The sequence below is a fragment of the Trinickia sp. genome, assembly GCF_051961175.1.
In the GTDB taxonomy this organism is placed as follows: domain Bacteria; phylum Pseudomonadota; class Gammaproteobacteria; order Burkholderiales; family Burkholderiaceae; genus Trinickia.
On the sequence record NZ_JBQCDN010000185.1, the window covers coordinates 31,453 to 48,335 of the forward strand.

At 63.2% G+C, this 16,883-nt stretch carries 9 protein-coding genes; 7 read left to right on the top strand and 2 right to left on the bottom strand.

Features of this window, described 5'->3' with window-relative positions; translation table 11 throughout:
• Positions 1–2: 2 nt before the first annotated feature.
• The 7 genes from tssF (at position 3) to ACTHL0_RS10580 (ending at position 14,764) form a co-directional block, all read left to right on the top strand.
• Complete coding sequence (gene tssF, locus ACTHL0_RS10550) at positions 3–1,913, top strand: type VI secretion system baseplate subunit TssF (protein WP_440566672.1); 1,911 nt, start codon at positions 3–5, stop codon at positions 1,911–1,913.
• The gene (gene tssG, locus ACTHL0_RS10555) at positions 1,910–3,037 is read left to right on the top strand and encodes a type VI secretion system baseplate subunit TssG (RefSeq protein ID WP_440566673.1); all 1,128 of its coding nucleotides are present in this window, start codon (positions 1,910–1,912) and stop codon (positions 3,035–3,037) included. The genes tssF and tssG overlap by 4 nt, the downstream gene beginning before the upstream one ends.
• A 20-nt stretch (positions 3,038–3,057) precedes the next feature.
• Complete coding sequence (tssH, locus tag ACTHL0_RS10560; protein ID WP_440566674.1) at positions 3,058–5,742, top strand: type VI secretion system ATPase TssH; 2,685 nt, start codon at positions 3,058–3,060, stop codon at positions 5,740–5,742.
• 15 nt (positions 5,743–5,757) lie between these two features.
• The gene (locus ACTHL0_RS10565; RefSeq protein WP_440566675.1) at positions 5,758–6,486 is read left to right on the top strand and encodes a hypothetical protein; all 729 of its coding nucleotides are present in this window, start codon (positions 5,758–5,760) and stop codon (positions 6,484–6,486) included.
• Between the two features lie 80 nt (positions 6,487–6,566).
• A complete protein-coding gene (locus ACTHL0_RS10570; RefSeq protein ID WP_440566676.1) occupies positions 6,567–8,771 on the top strand; it encodes a type VI secretion system Vgr family protein in 2,205 nt (734 codons plus the stop codon).
• 12 nt (positions 8,772–8,783) lie between these two features.
• Positions 8,784–10,049: a hypothetical protein gene (locus ACTHL0_RS10575; RefSeq protein ID WP_440566677.1), complete on the top strand. Its 1,266-nt coding sequence runs from the start codon at positions 8,784–8,786 to the stop codon at positions 10,047–10,049.
• A 14-nt stretch (positions 10,050–10,063) separates the two neighbouring features.
• Complete coding sequence (locus tag ACTHL0_RS10580) at positions 10,064–14,764, top strand: RHS repeat-associated core domain-containing protein (protein ID WP_440566678.1); 4,701 nt, start codon at positions 10,064–10,066, stop codon at positions 14,762–14,764.
• A 283-nt stretch (positions 14,765–15,047) separates the two neighbouring features.
• Here the strand turns inward: ACTHL0_RS10580 and ACTHL0_RS10585 are convergent, their stop codons facing one another.
• The gene (locus tag ACTHL0_RS10585) at positions 15,048–16,025 is read right to left on the bottom strand and encodes an alpha/beta hydrolase (protein WP_440566679.1); all 978 of its coding nucleotides are present in this window, start codon (positions 16,023–16,025) and stop codon (positions 15,048–15,050) included.
• 351 nt (positions 16,026–16,376) lie between these two features.
• Positions 16,377–16,883: alkaline phosphatase family protein (locus ACTHL0_RS10590; protein ID WP_440566680.1), on the bottom strand; the 507-nt coding region annotated here is incomplete at its 5' end.

Consider the following 16,883-nt stretch of genomic DNA (forward strand, 5'->3'; position numbering starts at 1 on the left):
ATATGGATACCCGTCTGCTCGATTACTACAATCGCGAGCTCGCCTATCTGCGCGAGCTGGGGGCCGAGTTCGCCACGCAATTTCCCAAGGTGGCGGCTCGTCTGAAAATGGACGACGCGGGACCGCCCGATCCCTACGTCGAGCGCCTGCTCGAAGGCTTCAGTTTTCTTACCGCGCGGGTGCAGATGAAGCTCGACGCCGAGTTTCCGCGCTTTACGCAAGGGCTGCTCGATGCCGTGTACCCCGGCTATACGGCGCCGCTGCCGTCGATGGCCATCGTGCACGTCACGCCGCGCATGAACGAGGGCAGTCTTGCCCAGGGCTACCGCCTGCCGGCCGGCACAGCGCTACACGCGAAGCTCGCCGACGGCGAGCAGACCGCATGCGAATTTCGCACGGCGCACGAAGTGATGCTGTGGCCGCTCGAACTTGCGCGAGTGAGCCTGACGGGGGCGCCAACCGACCTGCCGCTTGCGGGCGCAAGCATGAGCGCCGCCGTGCGCGGCGCGGTGCGGGGGGCGCTGCGGATCCGGCTGAAGGCGCATGGCGGCGTCGATCTCGCAGGCTTGCCGCTCGACCGGTTGACATTCCATTTGGCTGGCCCCGAGCGCGATGCATTGCGGCTACTCGAGCTGGTCGCCAACCATACGCTCGGGGTGATTTGCCACGACACTTCCAGCCCACCGCGTTGGCAGCATGCGTTGGCCGCCGATGCGCTAACGCAGCGCGGCTTCGCGGCCGATGAAGCGCTGCTGCCCGATGACGGCCGCAGTTTTCATGGCTATCGGTTGCTGCGCGAGTATTTCGCTTTCCCGGCGCGCTTTCTGTTCTTCAGCATCGACGGGTTGCGGCCGGCACTTGCGCACGCACGCGGCGGCGAATTCGATCTGACGATCCTGCTGGACCAGCCCGATGCCACGCTGGAAACGGTAGTCGACACTCGCCATCTCGCGCTTTATTGCACGCCGGCGATCAACCTGTTCGCCCGCCGCGGCGACCGGATTCCGGTGATGGCGGGCGCGCGCGAACACCATGTGGTGGTGGACCGAACTCGTCCGCTCGATTACGAGGTCTACGCGGTCGAGCGGCTCACTGGCGAGCGCCGCAATACAGATTACAACCAGGATCAAGAGGGACGCGAGCAGAGCCAGGGCCGGGAGTTTCGTCCGTTCCATGCGACGTTCGGTGGCGATGATGGCAACTTCCCGGCTTACTTCACGACGCGACGCGAGCCACGGCTGATCTCGGCGCATGCGCGTTCGCATGGTACGCGCACCGGCTATGCCGGCAGTGAAATGTATGTATCGCTCGTGGACACACAGTGCGCACCGTTCGACGAAGCGACGCGCTTCCTCGCTGTCGACACGCTCTGCACCAATCGGGATTTGCCGTTGATGTTGCCTTCAGGCGCTGCATTCACGTTGCGGGTTTCCGCGCCAGTCGAGCGGATTGTCGTGCTGCGCGGGCCGTCGCGCCCGCGCGCACCGATCGGTGACGAACAAAGCGATTGGCGTTTGATCAGCCACCTGGGCCTCGCGCGGCAAACGTTGACCGATGTCGACGATGAGGAAGGCGGCGAACGGCTGCGCGATTTGCTCGAACTGCACGCGGATCCGGCGGATGCGGCAACGCGTCGGCAGATCGACGGCTTGCGGCGCGTCGCGTTCAGGCCAGTGGTCCGCCGCCTGCCTGGGGCGGGGCCCGTGATGTTCGGGCGTGGTATCGAGGTCGAACTGACCGTCGACGATCATGCGTTTTCCGGCGATAGTCCCTATCTTCTCGGGGCCGTGCTCGAACAGTTTTTCGCACGGCACGTGTCGATCAATTCGTTCGCCGAATGTGTGCTTGGGAGCGTGCAGCGCGGCACGCTCGCACGCTGGCCCGCGCGCATCGGCAGGCGGCCCGCGATATGAGTACGCGCGATTCTGCCGCTGCGGATGTCGATGTCGATGTTCATGTCGATACGGTTCGGCTCGAAGCATGGTGGCTGCGTCTGCGCGGTGCGCCGCACGAGCACGATCTGTTCGATGCGCTGCGCTGGCTGGACGCGCTGTCGCGTGATACCGCGCCACTCGGTCATGCTGCGCGCCCGAACGAGGAACCGGTGCGGCTTGGCGAGGAACCGTCGCTTGCGTTCGCCCCGGCGATGCTGTCCCGCGTGCGCGAAGGCGGTACCCGTCCGCATCTGGCGATCCGCGGATTCGGCCTGTTCGGCCCGAACGGGCCGCTGCCGTTGCATCTGACCGAATACGCGCACGAACGCGCCACGCAGTGCGACGATCCGACCTTCGCCGCGTTCGCCGACTTGTTCCATCACCGGTTGATCCTGTTGTTCTACCGAGCCTGGGCCGATGCGCAGCCCGTGGTCAGCCTTGACCGTCCGGGGCGCGCGCGTTTCGATCGCTATCTGGCGAGTTTGATCGGACGACAGACGAAGCCGCAACCGCCAGCGGAAACGCAAGCCCCGGCCAAGCCGAAAACCGCCTGCCGCCCACGTCATGACATTGCCCCCCATGCGCAGTATTTCCACGCCGGTCATCTCGTGCGGCACACGCGCAACCCCGAAGGGCTCGCACAGATTCTACGGGGCTATTTCGGCGTGCCGGTGCGCATTGTCGAGCATGTCGGGCAATGGCTGCCTCTCGGCCGCTCGCAGCGTTGTGCCCTCGGTGATGGCCGGCGCGGGACGACGCCGCTTGGCAGCGCCGCGCTCGGCTGCGCAGTGAGGGACGCGCAGTCGCGCATCAAGATCGTGCTCGGTCCGCTCACCTGTGCGGACTACCGGCGCTTCCTGCCGGGCGGCGCCGCGGCGCTCGCGCTTGCCCAATGGGTGCGCGAATACGTGGGCATTGAATTCGACTGGGACGTGCAGCTGGAACTCGCACCCGGCGAAGTGCCTGCGCTGGCGCTCGGCAATCGCGAACGACTCGGCCTGAGCATGTGGATAGGGCAGCGGCTGAACCCCGAACCCGCGTGCGACCTCGTGCTCGACTATGCGGTGCGTGAGCGCCGCACGTCCCCCTCTCAACCCGCTTGATCTGCTTGAACGGAAACCCTATGTCCGAGATTGGCCGCGTGGCCCTGTTCGGGAAATTGAATCCCTTTTTGTATCGAACGCTCGAGCAGGCGACCGGGGCGTGCCGGCTGCGCGGCAATCCCTACGTGGAGCTTGCGCACTGGCTCCATCAGATTCTCCAGCAACAGGACAGCGACTTGCATCGTGTGCTGCGCCGCTTCGACATCGACGTAGCGGTTGTCGAGCGCGGCATGACGGCCGTACTTGAACGTCTGCCACGCGGCGCCGGGTCGGTGTCGGATCTGTCCGCGCATATTGACGACGCCGTCGAGCGCGCCTGGGTCTATGCGACGCTGAAGTACGACGCGGCAAGTATTCGCAGCGCGGTATTGCTGCTCGGCATGGTGAAGACGCCCCAGTTGCGCAACGTGTTGTATGCCATCGCGCGCGAATTCGAGCGAATTGTGCCCGACGTGTTGGCCGACGAACTTGAGTCGATCGTGGACGGTTCGCCCGAGGCCTCCGCACGCGCAGGGTCCGCTGGCCAGCCTCCCACGCCCCGTGGCGACGAGACCGCGCTTGCGCGCTACGGCATCGACCTGACCGCTAAAGCGCGGGCCGGTGAGATCGACCCGGTCGTCGGCCGCGAAGGTGAAATCCGCCAGATCATCGACATCCTGCTGCGACGCAGGCAGAACAATCCACTGTTGGTGGGCGAGGCGGGCGTCGGCAAGACAGCCGTCGCCGAAGGGTTCGCGTTGCGCATCGCGGCCGGCGATGTGCCGCCGCCGTTGCGCGACGTCGAACTCCATTTGCTCGATATCGGGCTGCTGCAGGCTGGCGCGAGCGTGAAGGGCGAGTTCGAAAGCCGGCTGCGCGATGTGATCGACGAAGCGACGTCCAGCGAGCGCAGCGTCATTCTATTCGTCGACGAAGTGCATACGCTCGTCGGGGCGGGCGGTACCGCCGGCACCGGCGATGCTGCGAACCTGCTGAAGCCTGCGCTGGCGCGTGGGCATCTGCGCACGATCGGCGCGACCACATGGTCGGAGTACAAGCAGTACATAGAGAAAGACCCGGCGCTGACGCGGCGCTTCCAGGCGGTTCAGGTTGAAGAGCCGGAGGAAGCGCCCGCACTGGCGATGCTGCGCGGGCTCGCCGCGAAGCTGGAGCAGCACCATCGCGTGCTTGTGCTCGACGAGGCACTGCAGGCCGCGGTGACGCTGTCGCGCCGTTATATCCCGGCGCGGCAGTTACCCGATAAGGCGATCAGCCTGCTCGACACTGCTTGCGCGCGCGTTGCCGTGAGCCAACACAGCGTGCCGGCGGCGGTAGAGGATGTGCGGCGCAGGATCGATAGCCTGCGAGTCGAGCGTGCGCTGGTGGAGCGCGAACGCACGCTGGGGCTGAGCGATGAGTCCCGGCTCGCCGCGATCGATGCGTCGATCGAACGCGAATCGGCCGGTCTCGTTACGCTGGAGGGACGCTGGCAGGCTGAACGCGAAGCCCTGGCGCGCATCGTCGCGTGGCGCGGCCAATTGCTTGGCGACGCGGTGTCGAACGAGCCGCACGAACACGATTTATCCCACAGCGCGATCCAAGCCAAACTCGACGCCGAATTACGCGATTTGGCCTCGTTGCAAGGCGAAACGCCGCTCGTGCTGCCTGCCGTCGATACCCATGCGGTCGCCGCTGTCGTCGCGGATTGGACCGGCATCCCGCTTGGCCGGATGGTCCGCAACGAAATGCAGGCCGTGCTGCGTCTCGCCGATACGCTCGGCGAACGGGTGATCGGACAGCGCCACGCGGTGGAGACCATCGCTGAGCGCATCCACATCGCGCGTGCGCGGCTTGACGATCCGGTCAAACCGCACGGGGTATTCCTGCTGTGCGGGCCTTCCGGCGTCGGCAAGACGGAGACAGCGCTTGCGCTTGCCGAGACGCTATACGGCGGCGAGCACAACGTCGTCACGATCAACATGAGCGAGTTTCAGGAGGCGCATACCGTATCGACGTTGAAGGGTGCGCCGCCGGGATACGTCGGCTATGGTCAGGGCGGAGTCCTGACCGAGGCGGTGCGGCGGCGCCCGTACAGCGTGGTGTTGCTGGACGAAATCGAGAAAGCGCACCGCGACGTGCACGAAATCTTCTTCCAGGTGTTCGACAAAGGCTGGATGGAAGACGGCGAAGGGCGCTTGATCGACTTTCGCAACACGATCCTCATCCTCACGTCGAACGTCGGCACGGAGCGCGTGATGCAGTTGTGCCGCGACCCCGAGCACCTGCCTGATGCCGCGACCCTTGCCGACGCACTACGCGGCCCGCTTCTCGATGTGTTTCCGGCGGCGCTGCTCGGCAGATTGTCGGTCGTGCCGTACTACCCGCTGACCGACGCGATGCTTGCCCGCATCGTCGCGATGCAGTTGCGCCGCATCGCGCGCCGCATCGAAGACCACCACCGGATCGCACTGCGCTGCGCCGAGTCGGCGGTTGCGCTCGTCGTCGACCGCTGCCGCACAGTCGAGTCCGGAGGGCGGATGGTCGACGCAATCCTGAACCACACGCTGCTGACTCGCATCAGCCGCGAAGTGCTGACCGCGACGCTCGAAGGCCGCGCACTCGCCGCTATCGACGTGAGCGCGGAAGACGGTGAATTCGTGTACCGGTTCGAAGAGAAAGGGACCGACGACCCTGAATCGCAGCCGTCTTGTCATGTTGCCAATTGAACGGGAGATTTTTCGATGCCTTTTACCCAGCCATTCAAATTCGATTTTACCGACGGCGATCTGATATACGGCCTGGCGCCTATGCGCAGGACGCTGGCGCTGCACTTTGCTGCCAATTCGTCGGCAACGGGACCCGTTACCGTGGATCAATACAAGAAGGGAATGGCCGAGCCGGAAGCATTCAAGAACTTTATCCAAAAGAACGAGACCGACAAGAAATACAACCGCTTCGCGCAGGCGATACGTGCTCACGACAACGACGAGGAAAAGTTCGCGAGCCGCAGTAGCGACGTGCAGACGAACTCGGTCTGGCGTGCGAAATCCAAGTTCGGCATGAGCTGGACCATCGACAATCGTCGCGGTCATATTCATTTTTTGCTCGACCAGATCGACATGGCGGCGGTGGTCACGAAGACGCACATGTTCACGAATCCACAGAACCCCGCGGAAATTCTCGCCCGTGACCGCCCACAGGGAAAAGCACCGCCTCCGGTCAGCCTTGTGCTGATCAGTGACAAGGAGCGCACCATCACGCATTCGGAGCTGCGTTGGCTCTACCGTAACCGCAGGCGGCCCGAGGTGGCGGAGCGCGTTCAGTTCTGGCATACGACGCATCACGGTTGCCGGCCGTGCCTTCCTCCGTGGGATGCACAGAACCAGAATACGACGGTATTGAACGGGCAGCAAACGCTGTGGGCTGTTGCATGGGCGCACTACGTGCCAACCGCGGAACCACAAGTCTGATTCGAATCGCGATGCTTTCGACGCGGCAACCCAGCGGCAACCCAGCGGCAAGAGAGCAGTCACCGACAGAGAAACGCTACATGCCCCGAATTTTTACACTCGAAGGCCCATTGGGCGACGCATTGAAATTTCATCGCCTTGAAGGCGAGGAGATGCTCGGCCGATGCTTCGAATATCGCATCGATGCACTTGGCGACAGCCACAGCCTGTCCCTCACCGATCTGCTCGGCAAGCCGTTGACTATTCGCATCGAACAGCAGGGCAACGCCTTTCGCTACCTGAACGGGCTCGTCGCGCGTGCACAGCTTTCGGGCCGGCGCGCATCGCGCCACTACGGCTATAGGCTCGTCGTGCGGCCGTGGTTGTGGCTCGCCACGCGTCGCGCGGACTGCCGGATTTTCCAAAACCGGACCGTCCCGGAGATCATCCGGCAGGTACTTGCGCCGTACGGCTGTCCGCTTGAAAACCGGCTCACCGAAACCTATACGCCGCGCGAATACTGTGTGCAGTACAACGAGACCGATGCGGCATTCGTCTCGCGGCTGATGGAAACGGAAGGTATCTATTACTACTTCAAGCATGGCGAAGCGAGCCACACGCTCGTGCTGTGCGATGCAATGGCCTCGCATGACACGCTGCCGGGTTACGCGAGCATTCCGTTCATCGCACCCGACAGGGTGACGATCGCCGACGAAGAACACATCGCATCATGGCAGCCTGCGCAGGAAGTGAGTGTCGGCACCCACCAGTCGAACGATTACGACTACACGAAACCTGGCGCGGATTTGCTCTCGCAGCGGGTTGACCCGCGCGGTCACGATCACGACGGTTATGCGGCATTCGAGTGGCCGGGCGGCTATCGCGACGATGCGCCGGGCGCGCATTACAGTCGCGTGCGGCTCGAAGAACTTCAGGCGCAGCATGAGCGGGCGGACGCCAGTACCGACGTGCGCGCAATGGCGCCGGGCTACTTGTTCACGCTGACGAACTGCCCGCGCGCGGACCAGAACCGCGAATATCTGATCGTGCGCTGCCAGTACCGGTTTCAAGAAAATCCCTACGCCAGCAGCAATGGCGATGACGACGTGCTGTTTGACACAAACGCGGTGCTGCAGCCGTCGAGCTTGCCGTACCGCTCTGCCCGCGACACGCCTCGGCCGCGGACGCACGGGCCGCAGACGGCGACGGTTGTCGGGCCTCCCGGCGAGGAAATCTGGACCGACCAGTACGGACGCGTCAAGCTGCAGTTCCGCTGGGACCGATATGGACGCGCCGATGAGAACGCGTCCTGCTGGGTGCGCGTGTCGAGCCCGTGGGCGGGCAGCGGTTTCGGCGGGGTACAGATTCCGCGCGTGGGCGACGAAGTAGTCGTCGATTTTGTGAATGGCGATCCCGATTATCCGATCGTGACAGGACGGGTGTACAACGGCGAGCGGATGCCGCCGTGGGGGTTGCCCGCCACGGCGACACAGAGCGGAATTTTGTCGCGCTCCTCACCGGGCGGCACGACGGCGCACGCGAATGCGCTGCGATTCGAGGATCGCAAAGGCGCCGAGCAATTGTGGCTGCATGCGGAACGCAATTTCGATGGAGAGACGGAACGCGATCACTCGCTGTCGATCGGTAACGACCATACGCATACGGTCGGCAACGACGAGACGATGCACGTACAGAACAATCGGCAACGCAGTGTCGGGCAGAACGAGACGGTGAACATCGGGCAGCATCGCGTGGCGCAGATTGGCGGGAACGAGACCCATGGGGTGATCGGCAACCGGACGCGAACGGTCGGGCAGAACGAAACCGTGACGATTGCTGCGCACCGTGACGCGACGATCGGCGGCAATCACAGAGAAACGGTCGCACAAAGCAAGACCGAAACGATCGTGGAAGGCAAAACGCTGAGCGTTGGGCAGCTTTATCACACGACGTCGCAGGACATGAAGACACTGGTTGCGTCGTCGCATATCGAAGAGATCGGCGCGCGTACGTCGACGATTGCCCACGCGCACACGCTCACGGTTGGCGGTGAACACACAGTCAGTGTCGGCGCGAGCCATACGACAAGTGTGCAACATCAAGTCATCGTCAATGCCGGCGATCAGATTTCGCTCGTCTGCGGGCTATCGAGCATCGTGATGAAGAGCGACGGCACGATCCAGATTCAAGGCGTCAACGTTGAATCGATCGGTACCGATAGCCATAGCGTGCGCGGCACGAAGGTGACGTCGTCGGCGGCGGGCGAGCATACGGTCGAAGGGGCCGTGCTTAAGCTCAATCCGTGACGGGGCGAACGCATGCAGAACTGGCAACCGACGAATCCCGTGGTGCGCAGGTTCATGAATGCGCATATGGACTGGATGCGCTTTGCGAAGGATCGTGCTGCGCGATTGATGATCTGGCAGACCGACGAGAGGGACGCGCAGCTCGTGCAGCTCTATTTCCAGGTGCAGGACGAGACATCATGCGCGGTGCGGACAATGCGGGCGGCGTTCGTGGACGAGGCACGTTACGCGCAGGCGTTGATCGACGAACTCGTCGCGTTCTACGACAGCCGACGCGAGGTATCGAATGCCCGAGGTTTGCGCGCCGACTGGCAAGCGCCGCTGACCGGAACGTCGAATTCGATGCTGCGTCTGCTGACGGTCGCCGACAGCCTGATGCGGCACCACCCGGACATCTTTCCCGCCATGGTTTTTGTACTGGAGCCGGCGCATGTGCGAGACGAGACGGCCTGGTGTCGATGGCTGGAGGCGTTGCTGGCGATCGTTGCCGCATCGCCAAACTTCGGCGAACGCGTGCGCTTCGTAGTGCCGCGTACGGATGTCTCGTCGTTGGCATCGCTGTCGCAACGCCATCAACAAGCGGTGCGCCTCGTGCATGGACGATATTCGATGGCGAGCTTGCCGCGTGAATTACTGGCGGAATCCGGCGAGCGGGGGGCCAGCGGTGAGTTTCGGCGATTGTTCGTCGCCTTGAACGAAACGATCGAGGGTGGGAGCGCGATGCGGCTCGAGCCATTGCGTGCGGCGGCGCTGACGGTGGCGGAGCGCGAGCAGTGGTTCGATCAATGTGTCGTCGTGCATCTGATCGCGGGCTCGGCGTACCTGAAGTGGCGTGATCGGGAGCGAGCGCTCGGTGCGTATCGAAGCGCCGCCGAGAACGGTGCGCGCGCGGTCGAGGCGGGACATCCGGCCGGACACAAGCTCATTGCGAACGGTCTGTTCGGCGAAGCGAGCGTACACCTGACTCAAAAGGACTTCGCGCACGCGGCGTACTGCTATGAACGCGCGGCGGCATCCACCGCAGCCGCGGCGGACGCACTGCTGACTGTCGAGGCGTGGCGCATGAGCGCGGTGTGCTGGGAGAGGGCGGGAGAGCGCGAGCATGCGCTGGAAGCCGGGTTCAACGCGCTGGATGCGGGACTGCTGATCGACGAATCGATGAGGCTGCACAGCAATCTGCAGTTCGTCGTCGAGTGGATGGTTAAACAAGTAGGCGCATTCGACAAACGCCGAGGCGAGCTCAGCGACAAGGTCGCCGCGCTGCGCAGCGGGCGTTGAATGGGAAAAGGACGATGGCACTTGCTGCGGTAAAGCATTTTGACCCGGTGGTCGGCGTGGCCGCCCCCGCCGTGAGCGTGGCGCCGGCGCCGGCGCCTGTCTATTTGCCACATCCCTATGTCGGCTTCGTACTGGACCTGCGCGAATACGTCGACGCCGCGCTCGGGGTGATCGGCAGCATCGCGTTCACGTTCGTCGACGAAGAGGTGATCGATTACTTTAACGCCAACCCCGACGTCGCAAACGATCTGGACCATGCGCTCGAATCCGCGGCGACAGACCTGCAGCAGGCGAGCGCGAAATTGATGAGCGATCCGCTGGTTGCCGGGGGCGTTGGAGTCGGCAAGATGGCGGCGTCGGTTGTCGGCGGTGTCGCCGGTCTGGCAGGTGAACTCGCCGACGCTGCCGGCGCCGGTATCGGCATGGGAAGCATCGCGGGCCGCCCCATCTTCGTGAATGGTTTTTTGCGGGCAACGGCGGGTACCCATTCGTTTCATGTACCGGGCCTGCACTTTCCATTGGGCGAGTCGTTCGCCCCGCCGCCGGCGGCCGAACTGCCGTCGAATGACGCCGAGTCCTACATGGGCAGCCGGACGGTCCTGGCCAACAATGATCCGCTGTCGTTCATGGCGCTACCGGCGGCGAGTTGTTGGTCGGTGGGGCTGGAGCCGCCGCCGCATAACGGCGCGCACACGGCGAGAACCGCATTGTCGATGCCGACTTCGGTGATGCTGCCGATTCCGGTGGGGCGGCCGGTGCTGGTGGGCGGACCGCCGGTTATGAATATGGCCGCACTGGCTTCGTCGCTGTTCAAGGCCTTTCGCGGAAGCAAGTGGGCGAGGGCGCTGGCCGACAAGCTGAATCTCAAACCGGGCTTCTTGCGCTGCACCGTGCTGGGAGCCGATCCGGTCAATATGATCACCGGTGAAGTCGTGATGCAGCAGCACGACTTTACGGTGTCGGGGCGGCTGCCGCTCGTGTGGAATCGGCATTACTCCAGTCGCGATACGCGGCTGGGAGCGGTTGGCGTGGGCTGGCAGACGCCGGCTGATATCCGGCTGGAGGTGATGCGGCACGAGGGTGGAGTGGGTGTGGCTGCGTACTTCCCGGATCACGCGACGGCGTTCGATACCATACCGCACGCCGACGCGTGGCCGGCGCGCGTATACGACTGGCAGCACGGATATGCGCTTTATCGGCGGGACGAGCGTTTGGTCCTGCGCACGCGTGCAGGAACCGAATATGAATTTGCGTTGCCCGCACGCTGGCAGTACGCGCTGGAGCGGCTTGCCGACGACGCCACGTTGACGCTGTTCGTCGGACGGATGGCCGATCTCAACGGCAACGCGTGGGTGTTCGAGCGCGGATCCGACGGTAATCTGGCGCGCCTGATCGAGTGGAAGCACGAGGAGATGACCGGCCGCATGATTGAGTGTGTGGCGCGCACGGGCGACCAGGCAGAAGGCCATGCGACTCAGGTCACTGCGCTAAAGCTGATCGATTCGTGCGGTCGTGCCCATCCACTCGTCGGATATGAACATGACCGGAATGGGCGTCTCGTTGCCGCGCTGGATGCGATGAACCAGCCGCACTATTTTGTGTATGACGATGGGCATAGGATGGTGCGCCACACGAGTGCTCGCGGGATGTCTTTCTATTACAGTTACCTTCGCCATGACGACGGTGAGTGGCGTGTCGATCACGCGTGGGGAGATGAGGGCGTGCTCGATTACCGCTTTTTCTACGATCTCGAACATCGCGAGACGCGGAGCACAAATTCCCTGGGGCACACGACACTTCTTCAGGCAAACGAACGTGGAATGCCAGTGGCGCGAACCGATCCGCTAGGGTGCGTGACGAGTTACCGCTACGACGAGCAGGGGCGCACGAGCGCCGAGATCGGTCCTGCCGGGCTCACCACCACCTGGGCGTACGACGTATATGGGAACCTGCTGGCTCAAACGCTGCCGGACGGTAGCGTTGCGCGTGGCGATTACGATGAAAATCATAGGCCGGTAAGGGCGAGTGCACCGGGTGACAAGTGCTGGAAGTATGTATGGGATGAGTTCGGCAATCTGCTTGAGCAAATCACACCCACGCAGACCACGGTGCGCTATCAGTACGACCGGCATGGGAAATTGGTAAGCCATACGGGACCCCGCGGCGCGGTGACATGCTTTGACTATGATCGCGACGGAAATCTTGAAAGCATCACAGATGTGCTTGGCCGTTGCACTCGGTACACATACGATGCACGGGCAAACCTTATTCAGATCGTTGACGCATCCGGGCAGGTGAGCCGTTACGAATACGACGGTAACGGTAACCTGGTGCGGGCGATCGAGCCCGGCGGGCGGCAGATCTTTTGCAGCTATGACGCCAGCGGCAACCTGGTGCGCTATCGCGATCCGGATGGCAAGGTCACGGAACTTGAATATTCGGGCCTCGGGCAAGTCAGCAGGCGGCAATCCGCGGACGGAAACGTCATCGAATACCGCTACGACACCGAAGGCCAACTCGTCGGTGTGGTGAACGAACGGCGCGAATGCTATGAACTCAAGCGCGACGGGTTAGGCCGGGTTGTCGAAGAAATCGATTACTGGGGGCAGTCACGCCGTTACGAGTACGGTGCGACGGGCCAGTTGCTTCGCAGCGTTGATCCGCTGGGTCAGGCGATCGGTTACGAAACGGATAAGCTCGGCCGCGTGGTGCTCAGGCGTGTGCCCGATCCGCGGCAGCCCGACGGGATCCGCATCGAAACCTTCACGTACGATCGAAATGGCGACCTGACGATCGCCGAGAATCCGGATAGCCGGGTGGTGATGAGGTACGACGCAGTCGGTCGCCTCGTAGAGGAAAGGCAGGACGACGATTTCGTGATCATGCACGCCTATGACGCGGAGGGCAATCGAATCGAGCGCCGTACCGAACTCTTTTTGGATGGCGACAGCGCGACGCATACCGTTCGTTACGGCTATGACGCGCTTAACGTGCTGAGCACGGTCCAGATTGACGATGCTGAGCCCGTCATATTCGAGCGTAACGCGCTGGGCCAGATCCGCATAGAACATCTCGGCACCGAGCTGCGACGAGAATTGGCATACACGCCCGAGGGGTTATTGGCGAAGCAAGCATTGTTTTCCGGTACAGGCAGCCTCTTCACAAGCGAATACGCATACGACAGCAATGGCGAACTGACGGAAAAGCGCGATTCGCGATTTGGCGACGAGCGCTACCGATACGATCCTGTGGGCAGGCTGACTGAGCACCTCGACCCGGCCGGGAAGCTGCATCGCTTCCCGTACGACCCCGCGGGCGACCTGCTAAAGACACGCATTCGCCAGGGCAGCAAGACGGGTATGTCCGGGCAGGGCGCGACGACTGAAACGTGGATCCGGGAGGGCGAATATGATGGCCACTACTGCGGATTCGACCGCGCCGGCAATCTGGTGCGCAGGCTCGATGCACGACAAGACCTGATGTTGCGGTGGGACGGCGACGGACAGCTGATTGAGACGCTGACCTTACGCCATACGGCTGGAGCCAAAGGGCAATCGCCCGATATGGCAAGCATTCGGACTCGCTACACGTATGACGCGTTTCGCCGGCGAGTAGGGAAGATCTCCGAACGATTGAGTGATGGCTGTACAACCACCGAAAGCATCAATGTTTGTGACTTGTCTCAGCCGGCGCGTACCCGTTTCTTCTGGGACGGCAACACGCTAGCCGCAGAATGGCACGTAACGTCATCGTCTCCCGGTGAACGCCGCGCCGGTTCTTCGGAGCGCAGAGACGCGATGGTCGGACGTACATTTGTCTACCATCCGAATACGTTTCGTCCGTTGGCGATGCGCTGCCGGACTCCGCAAGAATCCGCGCCGTTCAACTGGATAAGCGATCTTTTCTTCTTTCACAACGACATCAATGGCGCGCCGTGCGACGTGACGGATACGCAAGGGCGGTCGATATGGCGGGCCACCTATTCGGCATGGGGGAAGGCAAAGCCCGCGCCTGCGCACCTGAACTTCGCTCAACCGCTTCGATTGCAGGGGCAATACGAGGACGAAGAGACGGGGCTGTATTACAGCCGTCATAGGTATTATGACTCCGCGCTGGGACAGTTCATCAGTGAAGATCCGATACGATTGCTGGGCGGCATGAACTTGTATGCCTATGCGGCTAACGCTACCGGATGGGTCGATCCGATGGGGCTGGCAAATCGTCGACACCACCGAGGGGGGATATCTTCGATTCCCGGCATCGGCCAAGGGATAAGCGAGTGGCTATGCGATCAATGGTATAACGGCGGTAATGCCGCGCGTGAAGCGATCAAGGATTATAAACGCAACCTCGGTGCATTTCTTCCTGATGGTGGCCTACTGACTGTAGGCTTCAACGACCCGAACGAAGAGCATGCGGAGTTTGTTGTTACTGGACGAGTCGGAATCAGTAATGCCGGGCCCGGCATGCTGTTTTCGGAGCGCAGCCCATGTGTCGATATATGCAATCCGGAAATCGTGGCCAATCCCAAGATACATGATGTTGTATGGTTATATGTCCACGGCATTGCAACGGAGCAAAGCGGAGCCATGAAAGAGGTGGACAAGCTCCGGATCGTGGGGGAGAGATTTTCGGCTATATATAAGCAACCGCTTCACGAAATTATTACTAACTATAGAGATCCAAGCAAAAATGAGTGGATCTGTCCGGAATGAGCATGCTCTGGAATGGTCCTCGGCCCCGTGGCTGCCGCGGCGCCTCTTTATCCTTGGACCGGCGTGAGCATCCAATGCCTAATATGCCCGACGGCGCTGCCGGTAGACAAGCGACTATCCGAAGCTACATTCTCGCGAGAAAGACGCCGCTCGGCGTGGTGTTCGACAAGCCGAAAAAGTGCGCGCTTTGATCACAGCGACGAGCCGAGCGGCCTTCGTGCATATCGGCCGCCGGTCCTTGTCTTCCCTGTTCCGGCCGTAGCCCGCGCATGTCGGGGCCTGCCTACGCGAACCACCGGTTCAGCCGCGCCCAGGTCGCGAACAGGTCCGGCCACGCTCGCACTTCGCTGTCCGTTGCGCCGAGCCCCCAGCCGTGTCCGCCGCTCTGGAATACATGCAGTTCCGCCGGCACCCGTGCGCCGCGCATCGCGTTCAGCATCAGCAGGCTGTTGTCGATGGGCGAGACCGGATCGTCGAGCGCCTGCGCGAGAAACACGGGCGGCGTGCTCGTATCGACTTGCAGGTTGACCGACATCGCGGCGCTGTCCGCTTCGGTCGCATGCGCGCCGACGATGTGCAGCCGCGTGCGCGTGTGGTCGAACGGGGGCATCAGCGTCAGCACCGGATAGATCAGGCCCGCCAGGTCGGGGCGGGCGGATTCGCGGTCGTCGGCGTCGACGGGCGCGTAGCGCGCCGCGTCCGGCGCGACGGCAGTCATGCCTGCGAGATGCCCGCCCGCGGAAAAACCGAGCACGGCAATCCGCGCGGCATCGAGCCGCTCGCGGTGGGCCCGCGCACGGATCACCCGCATCGCGCGCTGGCCGTCCTGCAGTGGTGCGAGCCGCGACCAGCCCTGTTCGGGCAGCCGATACACCAGTTCGAACGCGGTGACGCCGAGCGATTTCAGCCACCTGCACGCCGGCGTGCTCTCGTTGCCCAGCTCGATATGGTCGTAGCCGCCGCCCGCGATCACGAGCGCCGCGCTGCCGTTCGGCCGTTCGGGCCGGTAGACGTTGAGCCGCGGCCGCATCACGCGCGACACGCTGCCGTGCTTGCCGGGCCGCTCGACCTCCGGCCCGCCGTCAGGCGACGGATCGGGCGGGGCCGCCGGCCACAGGTCGATCGTCTCGTCGGCCGAACCGGATGGCGGCGCTGCCCACCGCGCGCCGGGTCCGGCATCCTCCGCCCGCGCGGTGGGCACTAGCGCGGCCAGTCCGCCCGCCAGCGCCGCGCCGATCAGATTGCGCCGAGCGTCGTTCATGGTCTCCCTCCCGTCGATTCGATCGCGCCATTTAACGCGCTTCGAAGCCGTATGTAAAACATATGGATTATTGTTTTTCCGTATCGGTTGAATATGAGCGAGATCGTCGACCTTCGCCTGTTGCGCTATTTCGTGACGGTGGCGGAAGAGCGCAGCGTGCTGGCGGGGCAGGTCGACTATCTGCTCTGCGCAGCTCGATGCGATTCGCGCGCCGCTCACGCTGCTGCATCGCGGCCGCCACAACAGCGCGGCGGCGGGGGATGCGGTCGAGGCGGCGCGGAGCTACGTCGACGAACGCCGGCGCTGAGGGCGCCGTGCGTTGCCTGGTCAGCTTCGCCCGAATGACTGCCGTCAACCCCTAAGCTTACGCAAGTGGCTATCCCACGCAGCCATGCGATCACGGATGTACTCCCCGATCTCCGCACTGGAATTCAATTGCGGCTGAACATGGTCGAATCGACCGTTCTCATCCGGGATCGGCAGCTTCGACACGCGCCATGCATGCAGACGCTCCAGCGTGCTCGGCGTCGCTCGGTTGGGCTGGTTCGCCATGGATTGAGGGGCGAGCACACCGGCGAGTGGATCGTCCGTGCGCGGCTGGCTCAGGGAGAGCGCATCGCCGAGGCTCGGCGCGGCGGCATCGCGCCGCGTCAACGGAGGAATGTTCCAACGTTCCTCGATGGTTTTGAGCACGCTGGTGTGATCGATGGTACCGCTCGATGCGCGGTACACGGTGCCCGCCGCGATGCGCGGCGATATCAAAAGAGCCGGCACCCGCACGCCGAAGCGCTTGAAGTCGAAGTTGTCAAATTCCCCGATCGAATTATCGGGAGCCGTGGCTGTCTCGGGCGGCGTGAC